Source organism: Paenarthrobacter sp. NEAU-H11 (assembly GCF_050573415.1).
Classification (GTDB): Bacteria; Actinomycetota; Actinomycetes; order Actinomycetales; family Micrococcaceae; genus Arthrobacter.
The window spans coordinates 95,442-117,171 of sequence record NZ_JBNZGA010000014.1; the positions used below are offsets into that span (position 1 = coordinate 95,442).

Here is a 21,730-nt window from a genome sequence, read left to right on the forward strand (position 1 = left end):
GGCCCTTCCAGAACCGGCCCCTACCAGAACAGGCGGAACAGCATAGCCATGCAGGACCTTGGAATCATCAGCCCCGGCCTTGAGGAGTTCCGGGAACTGGCCGGCCACAGCCGCGTCATCCCCGTCCGGCTCAAGGTGCTCGCGGACGCCGAGACGCCCATCGGCCTTTACCGCAAGCTGGCGCAGGGGCAGCCTGGCACCTTCCTGATGGAATCCGCTGCGGTGGGCGGCGCCTGGTCCCGTTACTCGTTCATCGGAGCCAAATCCCGGGCGACATTGACCACCAAGGACGGCCAGGCGCACTGGCTGGGTGAACCGCCGGCGGGTGTTCCCGTGGACGGCAGCCCCGTCGACGCCATCCGCGACACCATCGAAGCCCTCCGCACCGACAGGTTCGAGGGGCTGCCGCCGTTCACCTCCGGCCTGGTGGGATTCCTGGGCTGGGAGACCGTCCGGCACTGGGAACGCCTGGTGAGCCCGCCGGAGGACGACCTGCACCTGCCGGAAATGGCGCTGAACCTGGTGACCGACATGGCCGTCCACGACAACGTTGACGGCACGGTGCTGCTCATTGCCAACGCCATCAACTTCGACAACAGCTCCGAACGGGTGGATGAGGCCTGGCACGATGCCGTGGCCAGGGTCAAGGCGCTCCTTGCCAAGGTCAGCAGCCCCGTTGCGCAGCCCGTGTCCGTCCTCGCTCCGGCGGCACTGGACTTCGCCTCCAGCGTCCAGGAACGCTGGGACGAAGCCGAGTACCTGGCGGCCCTGGACCGTGGCAAGGAAGCCATCGTTGACGGTGAGGTGTTCCAGGTGGTCATCTCGCGCCGCTTCGAGATGGAATGCAAGGCGTCTGCCTTGGACGTCTACCGGGTCCTGCGGAACACCAACCCCAGCCCGTACATGTACATTTTCAGCCTCGAGGACGCCGACGGCCGGGAGTACTCGATTGTGGGTTCTTCGCCGGAGGCCCTCGTCACGGTGACCGGTGAAGAAGTCATAACCCACCCCATCGCCGGCTCGCGCCCGCGCGGCAAGACGGTGGAGGCGGACAAAGCCCTCGCCGACGAGTTGCTGGCGGACCAGAAGGAACGCGCCGAACACCTGATGCTCGTGGACCTCTCACGCAACGATCTCTCCAAGGTCTGCGTAGCGGGAACCGTGGACGTCACGCAGTTCATGGAGGTGGAACGCTTCAGCCACATCATGCACCTGGTGTCCACCGTCGTTGGCCGGCTCTCGCCCAAGGCCAAGGCCTATGACGTGCTCAAGGCCACGTTCCCGGCCGGCACCCTGTCCGGGGCCCCGAAACCCCGCGCCCTGCGCCTCCTGGACGAACTCGAGCCGCACCGCCGGGGTATCTACGGCGGCGTGGTGGGCTACCTGGACTTCGCCGGCGACATGGACATGGCCATTGCCATCCGTTCGGCGCTGATCCGGGACGGGCGTGCGTACGTCCAGGCCGGAGGCGGGATCGTTGCTGATTCGGTTAACCCGACGGAGGCCCTGGAAACGGTCAACAAGGCAGCGGCACCGCTCCGGGCGGTCCACACGGCCGGTTCCCTGCAGAACATTTCGGCGGACTCGCTGCCCGGGGCGGACTCCCGGTGACTGGCAGCGGACCGGCGGCAGCGCAAACGGGGACTGCCGGCAGGCGCACGCCGGCGTGGGCACGCAAGTCCACGCTGGTGCTGCTTATTGCGGTCCTGGCGCTGGCGGTCTTCGGCACCACCACCCAAACCTGGATGACCGTCACGCTCGATCCGAACCAGGTGGGCCAGGCCGGGGCCGCACAGGACGCGCTTGAGGTCCAGGGAAGCAAGGCTGCCACCACCGTCACTGCGCTGGCGCTGGTGGCCCTCGCCGGCGGCCTGGCGGCAGCCATAGCGGGCAGGATTGCGCGGTGGATCATCACCGCCATCATTGTCCTCGCCTCCGCTGGAATTGTTGCCGCAGCAGCAACAGTCCTGGCCAACCCGCTGGCGGCCGCCCAGGGCTCCATTGCGGAAGCGACCGGCATCACCGGAAGCCAGGCGCTTGTTGCCGTCACCGCCTTTCCCGTCCTCGCCGTCGTGGCAGGCTGCCTGCTGGCCCTCGCCGCGCTGGTTATTCCCTTCGCCGCGCGGCACTGGAAGGCGCGGACGAAATATGACGTGCCGGCCACGGGCAGCGTTGCCGCCTCCGGTCCCGTGGATGAAATCGACAGCTGGGACCGGCTGTCACGGGGCGACGATCCCACCTGACCCGGCGGGTACGCACCGCCGCTCCCGGCAGGGTCCCGGCGGATAACCGGTCACCGGCCAAAAAATGGCAGAATGTAAGCAGTATTCACCCTGAGGAGATTTCCATGAGCAAAGCACCTGCGTCCGTTTCCAAGTCCGGCACCCGAACGGTGGCCCCCGGCGCCATCGACCACAGCCAGGAACTCGGCCACGGCAACAGCCCCGCAGCCTGGACCTGCGTCATCGTCATGCTGGTGGGCGCCCTCATCGCATCCATTGCCTTCGTGATCGCCAGCACGCCCATCTTCATCGCCGGCGCCGGCGTCATGGTGCTCGGCCTGATCCTCGGATACGTCATGCGCAAGGCAGGCTACGGCGTCGAAGGCAGCAAGCTGAAGAACTCCGGCCACTGATGTCCACTGTTCTCGATGACATCAACGCTGGTGTCAGGGAGGATATGGAGGCCCGGAAGCAGCTCGTTTCGCTGGCTGAACTGAAGGACCTGGCGGAGGCGGCGGCACCTGCCCGCGACGCGTGGGCAGCCCTTGGCGGAACCTCCCCGTCACGGAACGAGCTCAAGGTCATCGCGGAAATCAAACGCCGCAGCCCCTCCAAGGGTGACCTCGCCGCCATCGGCGATCCCGCGTCCCTCGCCCGGCAGTACGCCGACGGCGGTGCCTCCGTCATCAGCGTCCTCACCGAGCAGCGCCGCTTCAACGGGTCCCTGGCCGACCTCGATGCGGTGCGCGCCGCCGTCGACGTGCCGCTGCTGCGGAAAGACTTCACGCTGGACGAGTACCAGATCTGGGAGGCCCGCGCCCACGGCGCGGACCTGATCCTGCTCATCGTTGCTGCACTCTCGGACGCCCAGCTCGCCGAATTCAGCGGCCTCAGCCACGAACTTGGCATGAACGTCCTTGTGGAGACGCACACGGAAGAGGAAATCGAGCGGGCAGTGGCCGCGCAGGCGCGCATCATCGGCGTCAACGTGCGGAACCTGAAGACGCTCGACGTCGACCGTTCAGTTTTCGCTTCCCTGGCCGGGCGGATCCCGGCCGGCGCAGTCGTGGTGGCCGAGTCCGGCGTCCGCGACGCCGGCGACGTCACCCACTACGCCGCCAGCGGCGCCAACGCCGTGCTTGTGGGCGAGGCGCTGGTCAGCCACTCGACGCCGCGGGAGCGGATCGCCGAGTTCAAGGCAGCCGGCGCCGCCGCGATAGCAGCCCGGGGCTGAGGCCAACGCACCTGCGCACAGGCGGGCGGGATGGATCCCCGCCCGTCGAACACGCCCGGCAGGCTGCCCTGCCGGGACGACACACTTTTGCACCACCAACTCGAACAGGACGGGACTGATGGCTGAAGCACCCTCAGGAAACGCTGACAACAACGCCGCAGAAGCATTCCTGCAGGGCGGCTCCCTCAAGCACGCCCCGGGACCCTACTTCGGAAGCTACGGCGGACGCTGGATGCCTGAATCCCTGATCGCCGCCCTGGACGAACTCGAGGAGACGTTCAACAAGGCCAAGGACGACCCCGAATTCCGGGCGCAGATCGCGGACCTCAACAAGAACTATTCCGGCCGGCCGTCGCTGCTGACCGAAGCAAAGCGCTTTTCCCAGCATGCCGGCGGCGTCCGGGTCTTCCTCAAGCGCGAGGACCTGAACCACACCGGTTCGCACAAGATCAACAACGTGCTGGGCCAGGCGCTGCTCGCCAAGCGCATGGGCAAGACCCGCGTCATCGCCGAGACCGGCGCCGGCCAGCACGGCGTGGCCAGCGCAACCGCTGCCGCCCTGATGGGCCTTGAGTGCGTTGTCTACATGGGCGCAGAGGACTGCCGCCGCCAGGCCCTCAACGTGGCCCGCATGGAACTCCTTGGCGCCACCGTGATCCCTGTGACCAGCGGATCGCAGACCCTCAAGGACGCCATCAACGACGCCCTGCGCGACTGGGTGGCCAACGTGGACAACACCCACTACCTCCTGGGCACCGCCGCCGGCGCGCACCCGTTCCCGGCCATGGTCCGCTACTTCCATGAGGTCATCGGCGAAGAAGCCCGCGCCCAGATCCTTGAACAGGCCGGACGGCTGCCCGACGCCGTCTGCGCCTGCATCGGCGGCGGCTCCAACGCCATCGGCATCTTCCACGGCTTCCTGGACGATCCGTCCGTCAGGATCTACGGCTTCGAAGCCGGCGGCGACGGCGTGGACACCGGACGGCACGCAGCCACCATCACGCTGGGCAAGCCCGGCGTCCTCCACGGTGCGCACTCCTACCTCATGCAGGACGACGACGGACAGACCATCGAGTCCCACTCGATCTCTGCCGGCCTTGACTACCCCGGCGTAGGCCCGGAGCACTCCTACCTCGCCGACATCGGCCGGGTGAGCTACGAGCCCATCACGGACAGCGAGGCCATGGATTCCTTCCGGCTGCTGTGCCGCACGGAGGGCATTATTCCCGCCATTGAGTCCTCGCACGCCCTGGCCGGTGCCATCAAGGTAGGGCAGCGGCTGGCTGCCGAAGCCGCCGAGGCCGGCGGTTCCGCGCAGGACAAAATCATCATCGTGAACCTTTCCGGGCGCGGCGACAAGGACGTGGCCACCGCAGCCGAATGGTTCGACCTGTTGGACAAGGATTCCGCCGAGTCGGAAATCGGCAAAGAGGGGGAGCAGCTGTGAGCACCGCACAGACCACCAGCAAGTCAGCCGCGGCCATTGACAAGGCCCGTGCTGAAGGCCGCGCCGCGCTGATCGGCTACCTGCCCGCCGGCTACCCCAGCGTGGAGGAGACCATCGCCGCAGGCATTGCCCTGGCTGAGAATGGTGCCGACCTGATCGAGATCGGTATTCCCTACTCCGACCCCGTCATGGACGGCCAGGTCATCCAGGCCGCCACCACCGAGGCGCTTGCCAAGGGCTTCTCCGTGCGCCAGGTCTTTGATGTGGTTGCCGGCATCACCAGCAAGACGGACGCCGCCGTCCTGGTGATGACCTACTGGAATCCCGTGGTCCGGATGGGCGTGGACGAGTTCTCCCGCCGCCTGTCCGAAGCCGGGGGAGCAGGGCTCATCACCCCTGACCTCATCCCCGATGAGGCAGCGGAGTGGATGGAAGCATCGGATAAATACGGGCTGGACCGGGTGTTCCTCGTGGCGCCGTCGTCCACGGCCGAGCGCATGCAGCGCACCGTGGACGCGAGCCGCGGCTTCGTCTACGCAGTGTCCATCATGGGGGTCACCGGCGCCCGGACGTCCGTCAGCACCGCAGCCAAGGACGTGGTGGCGGCGGCACACGCCGCAGGCGCCGAACGCGTGTGCGTCGGACTGGGCGTCTCCACTGCGGACCAGGTCCGCGAGATCGCCGCCTACGCCGAAGGCGTCATTGTGGGCACCGCCCTGGTGGCCGCAATCCGCGACGGCGGGGTGGACGCAGTAGCCGCCCTCACCAAGGACCTCAGCACCGGACTGAGCCGCACCGGACTGACCAGGGAAGAAGCCTAGGCCATGCAGACCCTCCTCCAGGCAGCAGCAATGGTGCCGGCCAGCATTCCGAGCCCGGACTGGTCCGGCTTCGACATTCCCCTGCCGTGGGGAACGCTGCGCATCCACGCCTACGCCCTGTGCATCCTGGCAGGCATTGTGGCGGGCCTGTGGCTCACCTCCATCCGCTGGGCCAAGCGCGGAGCACCTGAAGGAAGCGTCTGGGACATCGTGGTCTGGGCCATTCCCTTCGGCATCATCGGCGGCCGCCTGTACCATGTGGTCTCGTCGCCGGACGCCTACTTCGGCCCCGGTTTTGACGGCACAGGCGACCTTTCCCTGATCCCGCAGATCCAGCGCGGCGGCCTCGGCATCTGGGGTGCCGTGGTCCTCGGCGTCGTGGGCGCGTGGATCGGTTGCCGCCGCAGCGGCGTCAAGCTCAGCGCCTTCCTGGACGCGGCGGCGCCCGGACTGCTGCTGGCCCAGGCCGTGGGCCGCTGGGGCAACTACTTCAACCAGGAACTCTTCGGCGGGCCCACCACCCTGCCGTGGGGCCTGCAGATTGACGCAGACAACCCGAACTTTCCGGCCGGAACCCCGGCGGACACCCTGTTCCACCCCACGTTCCTGTACGAATCACTGTGGAACGTGGCCGGCGTCGTCATCCTGCTCGCTCTGGACCGGAAGTTCAACTTCCGCCGCAGCCGGCTGTTCTGGCTTTATGCCATGTACTACACGCTGGGCCGGGTGTGGATCGAGGCGATGCGCATCGACGACGCCGAGCAGATCTCCCTGTTCGGCATCACCACCCGCCTGAACGTGTGGACCAGCATTTTCGTGTTCCTGGCCGCGCTCGTGGCGTTCATCCTGCTGGGCATGAAGAAGCGGACAGAGCCGGACAGCCCCTATCTTCCGGGCCGGGAGCCCGCCAGGGACGATGATCGGACGGCGGCCGTGGAGGGTGGCGACGAGGTCCGGGATCCGGACCCTGTTGTCTCAGATAGTGAATCGCGTGATAATCTCCCTGATAACCAAAGCGGTTCCCGGCATGCTTCCGTCCCAACGGAAGAGGCCGCGGCTGCGCCGGCGGGCCCCACGCCCGGACCGGACGCAACAGTTGCCGGAAAGTCCGGCAGCACAGCCACAGGAAGCGCGCCGGAAGCCGGCACTACCAAGTAGCGCGCGGGCCAGGCAGGGCAGCAGAGCCACCGCTCGAAGCGCCCAATCACCACAGCGTCGTGGCAGCGGGGCCGCCCCGGACAGCATGGAAATGCTGTCAGGTGTTGCCCGGGGCAGGGGCCTGCGTAACTGTTAGTTCAGCAGGCCATGCTGACCTACAATTTCCAGTAAATAACACTTTGTTGTGCCCATGTGAGCGGCGCCCGACGAGTGGGGCCAACGGTGTCCCTTCCATACGCACGATCAGGAGGAAGGACGTCTCCCATGACCCAAACTCTTCACACTCCCAGCTGGTCTGAACCAGATCAGCCTGAGACTGCCATGTCGCCGTTCAAGCGCTTCGCGGCCCTTCCGGAGGCACGCGGGCTCTACAACCCGGAGCAGGAGAAGGACGCCTGCGGTCTTGCGATCATCGCCACCCTCCGCGGAGAGCCCGGCTATGACATCGTGGACGCCGCCCTCACCGCCCTGCGCAACCTTGAGCACCGCGGTGCGGTGGGTGCGGACGAGGGAACCGGTGACGGCGCCGGCCTCCTCATGCAGATCCCGGACGAATTCTTCCGTGCAGTTACGGACTTCGAACTTCCCGCCCCCGGCCAGTACGTGGCCGGCACCGCTTTCCTTCCCGCCGAACAGCGCGAGGCAGACGCCGCCAAGGCCGGGATCGAGGGCCTCGCGGCTGACGAGGGCCTGAAGGTCCTCGGCTGGCGCGAAGTGCCTATCGTCGCCGACCTGGTGGGTGCCATGGCACGCGCCTGCATGCCCTATTTCTCCCAGCCGTTCCTGGCCTCCGCCACCGGCGAGGAACTTGACCGCAACGAACTGGACTCCCGCGCCTGGCGGATCCGCAAGCGCGCCCAGAACAAGTTCGGCGTGTACTTCCCGTCGCTGTCCTCGCGCACCATTGTCTACAAGGGCATGCTCACCACCGCCCAGCTTGAGCCGTTCTACCCGGACCTTTCGGACAAGCGCTTCAAGACCAAGCTGGCAATCGTCCACTCGCGCTTCTCCACCAACACGTTCCCCTCCTGGCCCCTGGCCCAGCCGTTCCGCACCATTGCCCACAACGGTGAAATCAACACCGTCAAGGGCAACCGGAACTGGATGCGCGCCCGCCAGTCCCAGCTCGCCAACCCGCTGCTGGGCGATACGCCGGAAGAGCTGTACCCGATCTGCACCCCGGGTGCCTCGGACTCCGCGTCCTTCGACGAGGTGGCCGAGCTGCTGTGGCTCTCCGGCCGCCCCATCACGCACTCCATCATGATGATGATCCCCGAGGCCTGGGAAAACCACGCCACCATGGACCCGGCCCGCCGCGCGTTCTACGAGTACCACTCCCTCCTGATGGAACCGTGGGACGGCCCGGCGGCCGTCTCCTTCACCGACGGCAACCTCGTGGGCGCCACCCTGGACCGCAACGGCCTGCGCCCTGGCCGCTTCTGGATCACCGAGGACGGCCTGATCGTCTTTGCGTCCGAAGTGGGCGTCATCGACGTCGAGCCCTCCAAGGTGGTCAAGAAGGGCCGCGTCTCCCCGGGCAAGATGTTCCTGGTGGACACCGAGGCCGGCCGCATCATCGACGACGAAGAGGTCAAGGCCGAAGTCGCCGCCGCCAACCCGTGGGCGGAGTGGGTCAAGGACAACCTGATCGACCTCAACGACCTTCCCGAGCGCGAGCACGTGGTCCACACCGCCGCGTCGGTGAACATCCGCCAGCGCACCTTCGGCTACACCACCGAGGAACTGAAGATCCTGCTCGGCCCGATGGCCCGCACCGGCGCAGAGCCGCTGGGCGCCATGGGCTCGGACACCCCGGTGGCCGTGCTGTCCAAGCGCCCGCGCCTGCTTTTCGACTACTTCGTGCAGTCCTTCGCGCAGGTGACCAACCCGCCGTTGGATGCCATCCGCGAAGAACTCGTCACGTCGCTGACCTGTGCCATCGGGCCCAACGGCAACCTCCTGGACACCAAGCAGGTGCGCCAGCCGCAGGTCCAGCTTCCGTTCCCGGTCATCAACAACGACCAGCTCGCCAAGATCGCCAACATCGAGAACGCCGACGGCGACAAGGTGGCCATGAAGGTCCGCGGGCTTTACCGCCCGGAGGGCGGCGAGAACGCGCTCCGTGCCCGGCTCACCGAGATCTGCGAGCAGGTCTCCGGCGCCATCAACCGCGGAGTCCAGTACGTGGTGCTGTCCGACCGGGACTCCAACGCGCAGTGGGCGCCCATCCCGTCGCTGCTGCTTGTCAGCGCCGTGCACCACCACCTGCTCCGCAGCGCCAACCGCACCAAGACCGCACTGGTGGTCGAGGCCGGCGACGTCCGCGAGACGCACCATGTGGCTGTCCTGATCGGTTACGGCGCCTCCGCCGTCAACCCGTACCTGGCGATGGAATCCGTGGAGCAGCTCATTGCTGCCGGCGACGTCACCGGTGTCACCCCGCAGGACGGCGTCTACAACCTGATCAAGGGCCTCGGCAAGGGCGTCCTGAAGATCATGTCCAAGATGGGCATCTCCACGGTGGCCTCCTACACCGGCGCCCAGACATTCGAAGCGCTTGGCCTGGGCCAGGACCTCGTGGACGAATTCTTCGCCGGCACCCACTCGCAGCTGGGCGGCGTGGGCCTGGACGTCATCGCCGCGGAAGTTTCGGCCCGCCACCAGATGGCCTACCCCGAGGGCGGCATCGAGCAGCCCCACCGCCCGCTGCTGGGCGGCGGCGAATACCAGTGGCGCCGCGACGGCGAGCCCCACCTGTTCAACCCGGAGACCGTCTTCCGGCTGCAGCACGCAACCCGTGAGCGCCGCTACGACATCTTCAAGGCCTACACCCGCGGCGTGGACGACCAGTCGCAGAACCTGATGACCCTCCGCGGCCTCCTCAAGTTCAAGAACGAGCGCCCCGCCGTTCCGCTTGAGGAAGTTGAGCCGGTGTCCAGCATCGTCAAGCGGTTCTCCACGGGTGCCATGAGCTACGGCTCCATCTCCCAGGAGGCCCACGAAACACTGGCCATCGCCATGAACCAGCTGGGCGGCAAGTCCAACACCGGCGAAGGCGGCGAGGACGTGGACCGCCTGCTCGACCCGAAGCGCCGTTCCGCGGTCAAGCAGATCGCGTCCGGCCGTTTCGGCGTGACCAGCCTGTACCTGACCAACGCCGACGACATCCAGATCAAGATGGCCCAGGGCGCAAAGCCCGGCGAGGGCGGCCAGCTGATGGCGCAGAAGGTCTACCCGTGGGTGGCCCGCACCCGCCACTCGACCCCCGGCGTCGGGCTCATTTCCCCGCCCCCGCACCACGACATCTACTCGATCGAGGACCTCGCGCAGCTGATTTATGACGCTAAGCGCGCCAACCCCTCGGCCCGGGTGCACGTCAAGCTCGTCTCCGAGGTGGGCATCGGCACAGTTGCCGCCGGTGTCACCAAGGCGAAGGCCGACGTCGTCCTGGTCTCCGGCCACGACGGCGGAACCGGCGCCTCGCCGCTGAACTCGCTCAAGCATGCCGGTGTCCCGTGGGAGCTCGGCCTGGCCGAGACCCAGCAGACCCTGATGCTCAACGGCCTGCGCGACCGCGTGGTGGTGCAGGTGGACGGCCAGCTCAAGACCGGACGCGACGTTGTGATCGCCGCGCTGCTGGGCGGCGAGGAGTTCGGCTTCGCCACCGCCCCGCTGGTGGTTGAAGGCTGCATCATGATGCGCGTCTGCCACCTGGACACCTGCCCGGTGGGCGTCGCGACGCAGAATCCTGAGCTGCGCGCCCGCTTCACCGGCAAGCCGGAGTTCGTGGTCAACTTCTTCGAGTTCCTGGCCGAGGAAGTCCGCGAGATCCTGGCGGAGCTGGGCTTCCGCAGCCTGGAGGAGGCAATCGGCCACGCCGAGGTGCTGGACGCCCGGGACGCCGTCAACCACTGGAAGGCCGACGGCCTGGACCTGGACCCCATCCTGCACGGGCTGGAGTTCGACGACGACGCTCCGCTGCGGAACCTGACCGGCCAGAACCACGAGCTGGACAAGCACTTCGACCAGCGCCTGATCACCATGGCCACGGAGGCGCTGACCGACCGCAGCCCGGTGAAGATCGCCGTCGACGTCATCAACACCGACCGCTCGGTGGGCACCATGCTGGGCCACGTCGTGACCAAGACGTTCGGCACGGATGTCCTGGCGACGGACACCATCGACATCACCCTCAGCGGCACCGCCGGCCAGTCGCTGGGCGCCTTCCTGCCCGCAGGCATCACGCTGCGGCTGTACGGCGACTCGAACGACTATGTGGGCAAGGGCCTCTCCGGCGGCCGCATCATCGTCCGCCCGGACCGGACCAACGTGTTCAAGGCGGAGACGAATGTCATCGCGGGCAACGTGATCGGCTACGGCGCCACCAGCGGCGAGATGTTCCTCCGCGGCCAGGTGGGCGAACGCTTCCTGGTCCGCAACTCGGGTGCCACCGCCGTCGTCGAAGGCATCGGTGACCACGGCTGCGAGTACATGACCGGCGGCCAGACGCTGATCATCGGCCGCACGGGCCGGAACTTCGGGGCCGGCATGTCCGGTGGAACCGCCTACGTCCTGGACCTGGACACCGCCCGGGTCAACAAGGAAGCCCTGCAGTCCGGCGAACTCCAGCTCCGCGAGCTGGATGCCGAGGACCGCGACATCGTGCACGGCCTGCTGGTCAAGCACGTTGAAGAAACTGATTCCCAGCTGGCTGCGCGGCTCCTCGAGAATTTCGATGACACCGCAGCCCGCATTACCAAGGTGCTGCCGCGCGACTACGCGGCCGTGCTGCAAACCCGTCTCGACGCCATCGAAGAGGGCCTGGACCCCGACGGCGAAGAAGTATGGTCTCGAATCCTGGAGGTGACCGGTGGCTGATCCACGCGGATTTCTGAAAGTACGCCAGCGGGAAACCCAGCCGCGCCGTCCCGTTTCCGTCCGCATCATGGACTGGAAGGAAGTGTACGAGGCGCAGGAAAAGGGCACGCTGAAGGCGCAGGCCGGCCGCTGCATGGACTGCGGCGTCCCGTTCTGCCACCAGGGCTGCCCGCTGGGCAACCTGATTCCCGAGTGGAACGACCTCATGTGGCGGGACAAGGGCGAGGAAGCGATCGAGCGCCTGCACGCCACGAACAACTTCCCGGAATTCACCGGCCGCCTGTGCCCCGCTCCGTGCGAGGCGTCCTGCGTCCTGGGGATCAACCAGCCTGCCGTCACCATCAAGCAGGTGGAAGTCTCCATCATCGACGAGGCCTGGGACAACGGCTGGGTGGAGCCGCTGCCTCCCGCCCGGTTGACCGGCAAGACGGTGGCCGTCGTTGGCTCCGGACCCGCCGGCCTGGCGGTGGCCCAGCAGCTGACGCGCGTGGGCCACACCGTCGCGGTGTACGAACGCGACGACAAGATCGGCGGCCTGCTGCGCTACGGGATCCCCGACTTCAAGATGGAGAAGGAGCAGGTGGACCGCCGCGTCGAGCAGATGAAGGCGGAAGGCACCCGCTTCCGGACCGGCGTCGCCGTGGGCACCGACGTGACGTGGGAGCAGCTGCGCCGGCGCTATGACGCCGTCGTGGTCTGCACGGGCGCCACCGTGCCGCGCGACCTGCCCATCCCGGGCCGGGACCTTGACGGCGTGCACTTCGCCATGGACTACCTGGTCCCGGCAAACCGCGCAGTCGCGGGGGAGCACATCGAAAACCAGATCCACGCCCAGGGCAAGCATGTTGTGATCCTCGGCGGCGGTGACACCGGGGCGGACTGCCTGGGCACCGCGCACCGCCACGGTGCGGCATCGGTGACCACCCTCGCCATCGGCAAGCAGCCGCCGGCCGAGCGTGCCAGCCACCAGCCGTGGCCCACGTTCCCCAACCTCTTCGAGGTAGCCAGCGCCCACGAGGAAGGCGGTGAGCGCACGTACCTTGCCTCCACCGTCGAGTTCGTGGGCGAGAACGGCAAGCTGACCGGCGTCAAGGTTGCCGAGACTGAATTCGTGGACGGCAAGCGCCTGCCCAAGGCCGGCACCGAGCGGATCATCCCCGCGGACCTGGTGTTCCTGTCGCTGGGATTCACCGGCGCCGAGCCCGCCGGGATCACCGAACAGGTCAAGGCTGAGTTCGACGGCCGCGGCAATGTGTCCCGCGACGGCTACTACATGACCAACACCGAGGGCGTCTTCGTGGCCGGCGACGCGGGCCGCGGACAGTCCCTCATTGTGTGGGCCATCGCCGAAGGCCGCGCCGCGGCTGCAGCAGTGGACAAGTTCCTGATGGGGAGCACCATCCTTCCCGCCCCCGTGGCCCCCACGGACCGCGCCATCGCCGTGCTCTAGGCATGCATCGGGGGTTCACCTCCACGACAACTAACCAATGCAAGAGACCAATAGGGTAGGTATATGAGACGCGCAAAAATTGTGGCTACGTTCGGCCCGGCAATCGCCAGCTACGAGAACACCCTCGCGGTGCTGGAAGCCGGCGTTGACGTCGCCCGCATGAACATGAGCCACGGCGACTACTCCGTGCATGACAACACTTATGAGAACGTCCGGAAGGCAGCTGCAGACCTCGGCAAGGCCGTGGCCATCATGGCTGACCTGCAGGGTCCCAAGATCCGCCTGGGCCGTTTCGTTGACGGACCGCACTTGCTGGCTGTTGGAGACACCTTCACGATCACCACCGAGGACGTTCCCGGCACCAAGGAAATTTGCTCGACCACGTTGAAGAGCCTCACCGAGGACGTCAACGTGGGCGATGCCCTGCTGATCGACGACGGCAAGGTGGCATTGCGTGCCATCGCCGTTGACGACGTCAAGGTGGTCGCCGAGGTGACCGTGGGCGGCATGGTGTCCAACAACAAGGGCATCAACCTTCCCGGCGTGGCCGTCAACGTGCCCGCGCTGAGCGAAAAGGACGAGGACGACCTGCGCTGGGCCATGCGCCGCGGCGTTGACCTGGTGGCCCTGTCTTTCGTCCGCGATGCCTCCGACATCACCCGCGTGCACGAGATCATGGACGAGGAAGGCCGCCGCGTGCCGGTCATCGCCAAGATCGAAAAGCCGCAGGCAGTGGAGCAGCTGCCCGAGATCATCGACGCGTTCGACGCCATCATGGTGGCACGTGGCGACCTCGGTGTGGAGCTTCCGCTGGAGGAAGTGCCGATCGTGCAGAAGCGTGCCATTGAGCTGGCCCGCCGCTGGGCCAAGCCGGTCATCGTGGCCACCCAGGTCCTCGAATCCATGATCGACAACCCGCGCCCCACCCGCGCCGAGGCCTCCGACTGCGCCAACGCAGTGCTGGACGGTGCCGACGCGGTCATGCTCTCCGGTGAGACCAGCGTGGGCAAGTACCCGATCGAAACCGTCAAGGTCATGGCCCGGATCATCGAGTCCACCGAGGTCCACGGCCTGGAGCGCGTCCCCCCGCTGGGCACTAAGCCCAAGACCCGCGGCGGCGCCATCACCCGTGCCGCCGTCGAAATCGCCGACCAGCTGGACGCCAAGTACATCTGTGCGTTCACCCAGTCCGGTGACTCCGCACGCCGGCTCTCCCGCCTGCGCCCCATCAAGCCGGTCTTCGCCTTCACCCCGGTGGAGCAGGTCTGGAACCAGCTTGCGCTGACTTGGGGCATCCAGCCGGTGCTGGTCCAGATGGTGGACCACACCGACGAGATGACCGCGCAGGTGGACCGCAGCCTGCTGGAGATGGACCTCGTTGAGGACGGTGACCTGGTGGTCATCGCCGCCGGTTCGCCTCCCGGAAAGGCCGGCTCCACGAACTCGCTGAAGGTGCACAAGGTGGGCGACCTCGCCGACTCCACCCGCGTCGGCGAAGCAGTCAGCAACAGGGAAAAGCTCGGCCCCTGGCCGGAAAAGAAGAAGAAGGCCTAGGCTTTCGGACCCCGAAAAGGACCCCTGCCGGTTGGCAGGGGTCCTTTTCGGTTTGCTCTGTGCTTTGCGGCTGGACCTGCCGGCTTTGCGGCAGGCCCAGCCGGCGGCAGTCAGTTGACCTGGTTGATGATGGTCTCGGCGACTTCGCGCATGCTCAGGCGGCGGTCCATGGACGTCTTCTGGATCCACCGGAAGGCTTCCGGCTCCGTGAGGCCCATCTTGGTGGTGAGCAGGCTCTTGGCGCGCTCCACGAGCTTGCGGGTGGCGAACTGTTCCTGGAGGTCGGAGACCTCGCTTTCGAGGGCCTTGATCTCCTCGTGGCGGGAGAGGGCGATCTCCAGCGCGGGGATGAGGTCCGCGGGGGTGAAAGGCTTCACGACGTATGCCATGGCGCCGGCGTCGCGGGCACGCTCCACGAGTTCCTTCTGGCTGAATGCGGTCAGCAGCACGACGGGGGCAATGCGGGCCTTGACGATCTTCTCGGCTGCCGAGATGCCGTCCATGACGGGCATCTTGACGTCCATCAGGACCAGGTCCGGCTTCAGTTCCTCGGCGAGCTGGACAGCCTTCTCGCCGTTGTCTGCCTCGCCCACAACGTCATAGCCTTCGCCGCGCAGGATTTCGATGATGTCGAGGCGGATGAGGGTTTCATCCTCCGCCACAATGACGCGGCGCGCCGGCTGGGACGTGGGTTTTGACTCCGTCTGTTCAGTCACGGGATCTCCTTGGAAAGGTACGGCGGGGACATCACTATCTTAGGTGCGCCCGGTCCGGTACTTGATCTGCATGGTCGGTTGCGGCGTCAGCGGCGCGATTCTGGAATTCAGCCTATCTGGATGTAGAGTAATTCCGCGTACGTGAAGCGATCGCGTTGCTCACAATCAGCTGTGGGCGTACCGGTTTGCGTCATGTATTCCGCGCCCGAGTGGCGGAATTGGCAGACGCGCCGCACTCAAAATGCGGTATCGAAAGGTGTGTGGGTTCGAGTCCCACCTCGGGCACAGTGTTTCCGCAGGTCAGTCGCTTTTTGTCTTATTAGTGTTGACAAAGCTTGGCTTTGGCGAATCGTCTACCACAAATTTCCAGCCCTTGGCTTGCCCAAAACGGACCTGCCCTCGACCTTTCGTCTTATAACAATGCCGTCTCCGAGAGCGGCAGTGTTCCGGGAGCGCGACCCATGCCACAGCCACAAAAGGTGGGCTTCCTTCGCCGCGGGGAGCTTCCGGGCCCGGTAGTCGATCCGCTGGGTGTGCAGCCAGACGCTCAGGATGTTCTTCCTGGTCCTGGGTCTTGTTGCGGCGCGGCCATTCATTGCCGGAAGCAATATACGCAGCAACCTCTCCCAGGCACTGCGTCGCTCACACTTAAAAATTAAGACTGTGAAACGCAGCGCGGACGCGGTTACAGACGCGCGGCCGGTTCCGTATTTACTCCCCGGAGCGCATTTGCAAGCGCTGTATGTGCTACCAGCCGCGCTTGGCCCCGGCGGTGGGGAATCCACGTTACGAAGGCCCGTCGTCGGGCCTGTATCAGTGATCGGCTGCCGTCGGATCGGTGCCGATGACAATACCCGGGCTGCGAAGGATGTAACGGTGCACCGCGGGACAGTTGAGGGGGCTGGGAGAAGGCCCCTTAGGCCGTCAAAGCTGGCCCAGGATACATTCCCTGGCATCCAATAGTCCGTCAGCGTGCTGCCTCTTGCGTTCGGCGGCGGCGGTTTACCGTGTCGGAAAATGCTACGCCTATGAGGGGAAGAACGGCTCCGATGGCGGCAACGAAGGCGGGCAGGAGAAGGCTCACACCAGCGAACACCAGCAAGGCTCCAATGCCGATGAGATCAGATGGGTGGTGTAGGCCCAGGACCTGTCGAACAAAAAAGCCCCGGCCGGCAAGGAAGAGAACCGGCCCACTAAAGAGAAGTAGAACGGTGGACGCATCGGGGCGGGCGGCCGGCTCGCTGATCACGAGCTGATCACCAACGGCCACCAGGATCAGGCCTGCCAGCAACACAACCAACGTGTTGCCAGCCAAAATGCCGGGCCGGAACTGATCATCGACAGAAGCAAGCTTTTCCAGAATCTCCTTTTCGAGGCCATGGAAGTAGCACCACCAGATCGCGACACTTCCGGCCAAACTTATTGCCCCGGTCAGAAATATCAAGGGGTCCTCCAGATTGCCTGCAATCGCCAGGCCGGTCGAAAGGATTGTCTCGCCGAGCGCGATCAGGTAAAACAATCCGAACCTCTCGAAAATCCTCTCTCCCGGGAGCGGGACCCGACTTCCTTCGGTTTTCCGGCCCGGCAACCGGTGGGCCAGCATATGGCCGCCCAGATCGATCGCGGCAGCTACACCCCAGAACATCAAACGGGGCCCCGGACCGAAGAAGACGCCGGCAATCCAAAACGGCGCACTCATGCACCCCCAGACCAGAGTGCGCACGAAATGGTTGTGGGTAGTGCGGTCAAGTCCGACAGTGAGCATCCACGCACCCCGGCCCAGCTGGACCAGGAGATAGCTCGCAGCAAAGAGCCATCCGAAGGCGCCAAACGCTGAGCCGATTGAGGCGTTCATGAACAGTGTCACAAGCATGACGATCAGCAGCATCCACTGCACTTCAAGCCGCGAGGTGTCCAGCAACGTCGCCGACCAGGTCGTGTACACCCACACCTTGTAGACCGCAAGAAGAAGCACAAATGTCTCAGCGGCCCCCACCCAGGAGGGATATTCCAGCAAATGATGGGACAGTTGCGCCAGCGCGAAGACAAAGACCAGATCGAAGAATAGCTCAAGGCGCGTGACCGGGTCTCCGGAGGTCGCCGAACGCTTCAGCGACCCGGCACGGAACATCAGTATCCTCCACTGGACCAGGAGCGGGCGGATGCCCCCTCCAGCTTGTCGACAAGACTGACGACGGTCAGCAGGAAAGTCAAGGGGGCGCGTTGACTCATCAAAGATGCCCGCGTAACGGTATTCGAGGAATCATCTGAGAATGCCCGCTTAGCGGCGTGTCCGCCGGGTTGGTGTCCGCCGCTTCGGCAGTGTGAGCCATGGAGCTTTCGATGAGTGGACGCAGGGCTGTCACCAAGGCGATTGCCACCCGTTATGCCCGGTCGGACCGGGCGGCGAAGAAACAGGTTCTGGACGAGTTGTGCGCGACAACGGGCTGGCACCGGGACCATGCCCGGAAAGCGTTGCGACTGGCGCTGGTGCTGAAGCCGGTCCGGCCCCGGGCGCCGCGGGCTCCGCTCTACGAACAAGGCCCAGAAATGGGTCTTTGCCGCCATCAAAGACGCGACCGCCGCGTTCCCGTTCCCGACCCTCGGCATCGATTCCGATAACGGCTCGGAGTTCATCAACTGGGAGCTGCTGACCTGGTGCGAACAGGAGAACCTGACGTTCACCCGGTCCCGCTCCGGGAACAAGAACGACGGCGCGCATGTGGAACAGAAAAACTGGCACATCGTCCGCCAGACCGTCGGCTACCACCGCTACGACACCGCCGCCGAGCTCAAACTGCTGAACCAGATCTGGGCGCGCCAGCGGCTGCTGACGAATCATTTCGGGCCGCAGCAGAAGCTCCTGGCGAAGGTCCGGACCGGCGCGCAGATCAGCAAGACATACGACCGGCCAGCGACTCCGTTCCAACGCGTTCTGGCCGACACCGGCACCGTCTCCCGGGACGTGAAGACCCGACTACGGCGGGAAAACAAGCCCCTGAACCCGGCCGCCATCCAACGCCAGATCCAGGCACTTAGCGCCGAACTGCTAACCCTGACCACCGCGAAACAGGGCACCAAACCCCAACCCGCCATCCGGGCAAAACCAAATGATTCCACGAACCAACCTAGGCGGGCATCTTGACATGATTCCCCGGGGGGGCAACTCGCCAGGGAGTGTGCGCACCAGAACCGGACGAACCCGCCCGAGATGCGGATCACGAATTCCTGGAATCATGTTGGCTCCTTCGTCGCTCCGGCCGTGAAACCGGCCTCCGGGAAAGCCGCACTGAGCGTGGCGTTGGCACTGGGTAGGGGCGTTAGCAGTCCGCCGGCGCAAGCGCGCGGGCAGGTAGTGGAACTGGACGTGTGAATTCTTCTAGCCCGCAGCGAGCTTTCCAATGGGGTTTTCACCCCTCCTGCGCAGGTCAACTCCGGTGGCAATCAGAAGGATTCCGAGCAGAATCGCGAAGGACGCGAGCAGCCCCAGGAGACCAAGTATGCCTGGGCCGGGAAGAATAACCAGGAAGAGGCCGAAGAGAGTGGTGACGATACCTGTGATTAGCCAGAGCCAGTTCAGAATGACAACTAGCAACAGGCTTTGGCGGCAATTGTCGACACGTTTGGACAGTTGAAGGTTTTCCTGTTGTACTGCTCTGCGAGTGAGCCTGTAACCCGGACACAGGTCCGCGCCCGGTGCCGGTGAACTTCCTGCTGTTGTCCGTACTGCATGACGAGTTGCCTTTGAAACCTTGGAAGTCGAACCAGGTTGCTGATGATCCGGTAGAGGCAGCGCAGCATCAGAACTCCGATGTTTCCGGTATGTAGTGGGGGACGTCTCGCAGTGCCCTGACAGGCCCGGCGAGCCGTTAAGTGCAGGGCTGATCGTTCGGCCCGGCCGAGTTTCAACTGTCTAAAGAACCTTGGGCGACTGCGAGACGGTAACCGATCCCGTGGTGAAGAATTTGACAGCCGCCCTGGACCGAACCTCGATGAAAGAAAGAATGTCAGGTGAGTTTCTAAAGGCGCTTCCCTCTGTCCAGAAGCAGGAGACCAACGCTGATCTGACATTGCTGCAGCGGGCTCCTGACGTCAGGTTGGGGTGACCTGTCAGCGATGGTCGAAAAGTGAGCCGTTTCGCGGGCTGAAAAGTGAGCCACTTTGACGCTGGTTATTCTGCCGTATTTTCCGGTCTTGTCGAGGGCAGCGAATTGACCTGAGTGTGTTTGAGGCGGTAGCTGGAGCCTTTGAGGGTGATGACTTCGGCGTGGTGGACGATGCGGTCGATCATGGCCGAAGCGACGACTTGGTCGCCAAAGACGTCTCCCCAGCGGGCGAAGGGCAGGTTCGAGGTCAGGATCAGTGAGGCGTGCTCGTAGCGTGATGAGACGAGCTGGAAGAACAGATTCGCGGCATCCTGTTCGAAGGGGATGTAGCCGACTTCGTCCACGATGATCAGTCCGTAGCGGCGCAGCCTGACCAGTTCCTGAGGCAGCCTGCCGTTCTGGTGGGCTGCCTGGAGCCGGGCGACCCAGTCGATGGCGGTGGCGAACAGGACCCGGTGACCGAGCTGGGTGGCCCGCAGCCCCAGGCCGGTGGCGAGGTGTGTTTTGCCGGTTCCTGGCGGTCCGAGCAGGACGATGTTGGACGCTTCGGTGAGGAACGCGCCGGTGGCCAGGTGCGCGATGGTGTCGCGTTTGAGGCCGGGCTGGTGATCGAAGTTGAAGTCCTCGAGTGATTTCCGGGCCGGGAACCCGGCGGCCCGGGCTCTGATCTCGGCGCCGGAGGCTTCCCTGGCGGCGACTTCCCGGGACAGGACAGCGGCGAGGTATTCCTCGTGGGTCCAGCCTCCTTCACGGGCCTGGTCCGCGAGGCGGGGTGCTACTTCCCGGATCCGGGGTGCTTTCATCGCCCGGGAGTAGTACTCGATCTGGCCGATGGTTTCCTTAGCGTCCGGCATCAGGCGACCTGACCGTCGTCCAGGACAACACCGAACGCCCGGTCATAATCCGCAAGGTCCCGCAGCGCGGTGGTCTCGCCCACAGGTTGCGGGGTTTGGAAAGCCTTCCGCAGCGCCCGTGCCGCCTCAACATGGTCCGGGTCGGTGATGGTCAGGCCGGCGCCCCAGGACCGGGCGTGGGTGCCGACGCATCGGCCATCCAGGCTGATCGTGACGGATTCGAGGCCGGCGGTGATGTCGACGAACCGGCCGATGGCCTGCGGGTGAACGGAGTAGTCGTTGGATCCCATCCGGACGTAGTAGTCCCTCGGCAGCCGAACCCTTGAAGTGAAACCGATGACCGGTGGAACCGGCGGCAGCGCCAGCATGGCCGCTTTGTCCGCAGCGAGCAGGTCCGACGGGCGGGCGCCGGTCCGTCTGACCAGCCGGGCGTTGGCCTTCGGCAGCCACTGCCCGAGCTGGGTGTTGAAGTCCTCCGGAGAGGTGAAAACCCGGCCCGGCAGGAAGGAAGTCTCCAGGAACTGGTTGGCCCGCTCCACCACGCCCTTGCTCTCCGGGTCGTAGGGTTTAACCTGCACGATCCTGGTCGCGAGGACCCCGGCGAACGCCGCGACTCCGGCGGCGTAGCTGTTCCGCCGGCCGATGCCGGTTTCGTTGTCCCAGATCAGCCGCCGCGGAACCGCGCCCAGGGATCCGAGCAGTTCCCACATTCCGGCCAGCAGGTCCCCGGTCATCCGGGACGGGATCATCCGGGCCATGATGAACCGAGAATGCGAGGACACCATCACCAGCACAGGCAACACCCTGGCTTTGCCCGCGCCGACGGGTATCCGCACCTCGGGAAACCACAGATCGCACTGCGCCTGATCCCCGGGATCGTAAGAGATCCGGTCCGCAGGATCAGCCGGGGCATACTCGGGCCGGATCCTGGCAACGTTCTCCCGGAACCACGCCGGCGACCCAGACCAGCCCACCCGCTCAGCCAACACAGTCGCCGGCATCCGCGGGTTCTCCAGCAGCAACGCACGAATAGCCGGTTCCACAGCCTTGATACCAGAGTCCTGCGGCGCCCGAACGTACGCTGGCGGACCCTCCGAGCTGACTGCCTTCGCGACCGTGTTCCTGGAGACCCCCAACCGCGCCGCTATCGACCTCATCGATTCACCCTCGGCCAGATGCAACCGCCGAATAAGCGCCCAATCCTCCACTGTGATCACCCACCCAATCGTTTGGAACGGGTGGCTCAGTTTTCAACCGTCACAATGGCTCACTTTTCGACCATCACCGACA

Annotated in this window: 16 protein-coding genes and 1 tRNA gene; 12 read left to right on the top strand and 5 right to left on the bottom strand. The window is 65.5% G+C overall.

Annotated elements, in window-relative coordinates; genetic code table 11:
• Positions 1-48 precede the first annotated feature (48 nt).
• The 10 genes from ACQ3DC_RS16620 to pyk all read left to right on the top strand — a co-directional run bounded on the left by ACQ3DC_RS16620 (position 49) and on the right by pyk (position 14,764).
• A complete protein-coding gene (locus ACQ3DC_RS16620; RefSeq protein WP_321215983.1) occupies positions 49-1,611 on the top strand; it encodes an anthranilate synthase component I in 1,563 nt (520 codons plus the stop codon).
• Positions 1,608-2,243, top strand: a complete 636-nt coding sequence (locus ACQ3DC_RS16625; protein ID WP_323057345.1) for a Trp biosynthesis-associated membrane protein — start codon at positions 1,608-1,610, stop codon at positions 2,241-2,243. The genes ACQ3DC_RS16620 and ACQ3DC_RS16625 overlap by 4 nt, the downstream gene beginning before the upstream one ends.
• 104 nt (positions 2,244-2,347) lie before the next feature.
• Complete coding sequence (locus ACQ3DC_RS16630; protein WP_157238438.1) at positions 2,348-2,635, top strand: HGxxPAAW family protein; 288 nt, start codon at positions 2,348-2,350, stop codon at positions 2,633-2,635.
• Positions 2,635-3,456, top strand: a complete 822-nt coding sequence (trpC, locus tag ACQ3DC_RS16635; protein ID WP_321215985.1) for an indole-3-glycerol phosphate synthase TrpC — start codon at positions 2,635-2,637, stop codon at positions 3,454-3,456. The genes ACQ3DC_RS16630 and trpC overlap by 1 nt, the downstream gene beginning before the upstream one ends.
• A 118-nt stretch (positions 3,457-3,574) precedes the next feature.
• Positions 3,575-4,903 (top strand): tryptophan synthase subunit beta, encoded by a 1,329-nt coding sequence (trpB, locus tag ACQ3DC_RS16640; protein WP_430752778.1) that lies wholly within the window; start codon positions 3,575-3,577, stop codon positions 4,901-4,903.
• The gene (gene trpA, locus ACQ3DC_RS16645; protein WP_321215987.1) at positions 4,900-5,724 is read left to right on the top strand and encodes a tryptophan synthase subunit alpha; all 825 of its coding nucleotides are present in this window, start codon (positions 4,900-4,902) and stop codon (positions 5,722-5,724) included. The genes trpB and trpA overlap by 4 nt, the downstream gene beginning before the upstream one ends.
• Positions 5,725-5,727: 3 nt before the next feature.
• Positions 5,728-6,882, top strand: coding sequence for a prolipoprotein diacylglyceryl transferase (lgt, locus tag ACQ3DC_RS16650; RefSeq protein ID WP_321215988.1), 1,155 nt, complete (start codon positions 5,728-5,730; stop codon positions 6,880-6,882).
• A gap of 264 nt (positions 6,883-7,146) precedes the next feature.
• Positions 7,147-11,760 carry a glutamate synthase large subunit gene (gene gltB / locus ACQ3DC_RS16655; RefSeq protein WP_430752779.1) on the top strand — a complete coding sequence of 1,538 codons (4,614 nt, stop codon included), beginning with the start codon at positions 7,147-7,149 and terminating at the stop codon, positions 11,758-11,760.
• Positions 11,753-13,210, top strand: coding sequence for a glutamate synthase subunit beta (locus ACQ3DC_RS16660; RefSeq protein WP_321215990.1), 1,458 nt, complete (start codon positions 11,753-11,755; stop codon positions 13,208-13,210). The genes gltB and ACQ3DC_RS16660 overlap by 8 nt, the downstream gene beginning before the upstream one ends.
• 63 nt (positions 13,211-13,273) lie before the next feature.
• The gene (gene pyk / locus ACQ3DC_RS16665) at positions 13,274-14,764 is read left to right on the top strand and encodes a pyruvate kinase (RefSeq protein WP_157238433.1); all 1,491 of its coding nucleotides are present in this window, start codon (positions 13,274-13,276) and stop codon (positions 14,762-14,764) included.
• A gap of 110 nt (positions 14,765-14,874) precedes the next feature.
• Here the strand turns inward: pyk and ACQ3DC_RS16670 are convergent, their stop codons facing one another.
• Positions 14,875-15,480: an ANTAR domain-containing response regulator gene (locus ACQ3DC_RS16670; protein ID WP_009358190.1), complete on the bottom strand. Its 606-nt coding sequence runs from the start codon at positions 15,478-15,480 to the stop codon at positions 14,875-14,877.
• A 203-nt stretch (positions 15,481-15,683) separates the two neighbouring features.
• On the opposite strand from ACQ3DC_RS16670, the gene ACQ3DC_RS16675 reads away from it, so the two are divergent.
• Positions 15,684-15,765 (top strand) — tRNA-Leu (locus tag ACQ3DC_RS16675).
• A 682-nt stretch (positions 15,766-16,447) separates the two neighbouring features.
• Here the strand turns inward: ACQ3DC_RS16675 and ACQ3DC_RS16680 are convergent.
• Positions 16,448-17,611, bottom strand: a complete 1,164-nt coding sequence (locus tag ACQ3DC_RS16680) for a low temperature requirement protein A (RefSeq protein WP_430752780.1) — start codon at positions 17,609-17,611, stop codon at positions 16,448-16,450.
• A 591-nt stretch (positions 17,612-18,202) separates the two neighbouring features.
• On the opposite strand from ACQ3DC_RS16680, the gene ACQ3DC_RS16685 reads away from it, so the two are divergent.
• The gene (locus tag ACQ3DC_RS16685; protein ID WP_430752781.1) at positions 18,203-18,625 is read left to right on the top strand and encodes a hypothetical protein; all 423 of its coding nucleotides are present in this window, start codon (positions 18,203-18,205) and stop codon (positions 18,623-18,625) included.
• Positions 18,626-18,859: 234 nt separating this feature from the next.
• Here ACQ3DC_RS16685 and ACQ3DC_RS16690 read toward each other — a convergent pair whose 3' ends face one another.
• The 3 genes from ACQ3DC_RS16690 to istA all read right to left on the bottom strand — a co-directional run bounded on the left by ACQ3DC_RS16690 (position 18,860) and on the right by istA (position 21,657).
• Positions 18,860-19,075, bottom strand: a complete 216-nt coding sequence (locus ACQ3DC_RS16690) for a hypothetical protein (protein WP_430752782.1) — start codon at positions 19,073-19,075, stop codon at positions 18,860-18,862.
• A 576-nt stretch (positions 19,076-19,651) separates the two neighbouring features.
• Positions 19,652-20,440, bottom strand: coding sequence for an IS21-like element helper ATPase IstB (gene istB / locus ACQ3DC_RS16695; RefSeq protein WP_430751449.1), 789 nt, complete (start codon positions 20,438-20,440; stop codon positions 19,652-19,654).
• Positions 20,440-21,657 carry an IS21 family transposase gene (istA, locus tag ACQ3DC_RS16700; RefSeq protein ID WP_430751448.1) on the bottom strand — a complete coding sequence of 406 codons (1,218 nt, stop codon included), beginning with the start codon at positions 21,655-21,657 and terminating at the stop codon, positions 20,440-20,442. The genes istB and istA overlap by 1 nt, the downstream gene beginning before the upstream one ends.
• Between the last annotated feature and the right edge of the window lie 73 nt (positions 21,658-21,730).

Coding starts and splice junctions, on each gene's coding strand:
- ACQ3DC_RS16620 (WP_321215983.1), top strand. CDS start 49: ATGCAGGACCTTGGAATCATCAGCCCCGGCCTTGAGGAGTTCCGGGAA.
- ACQ3DC_RS16630 (WP_157238438.1), top strand. CDS start 2,348: ATGAGCAAAGCACCTGCGTCCGTTTCCAAGTCCGGCACCCGAACGGTG.
- trpC (WP_321215985.1), top strand. CDS start 2,635: ATGTCCACTGTTCTCGATGACATCAACGCTGGTGTCAGGGAGGATATG.
- trpB (WP_430752778.1), top strand. CDS start 3,575: ATGGCTGAAGCACCCTCAGGAAACGCTGACAACAACGCCGCAGAAGCA.
- lgt (WP_321215988.1), top strand. CDS start 5,728: ATGCAGACCCTCCTCCAGGCAGCAGCAATGGTGCCGGCCAGCATTCCG.
- gltB (WP_430752779.1), top strand. CDS start 7,147: ATGACCCAAACTCTTCACACTCCCAGCTGGTCTGAACCAGATCAGCCT.
- pyk (WP_157238433.1), top strand. CDS start 13,274: ATGAGACGCGCAAAAATTGTGGCTACGTTCGGCCCGGCAATCGCCAGC.
- ACQ3DC_RS16680 (WP_430752780.1), bottom strand. CDS start 17,611: ATGTTCCGTGCCGGGTCGCTGAAGCGTTCGGCGACCTCCGGAGACCCG.
- istB (WP_430751449.1), bottom strand. CDS start 20,440: ATGCCGGACGCTAAGGAAACCATCGGCCAGATCGAGTACTACTCCCGG.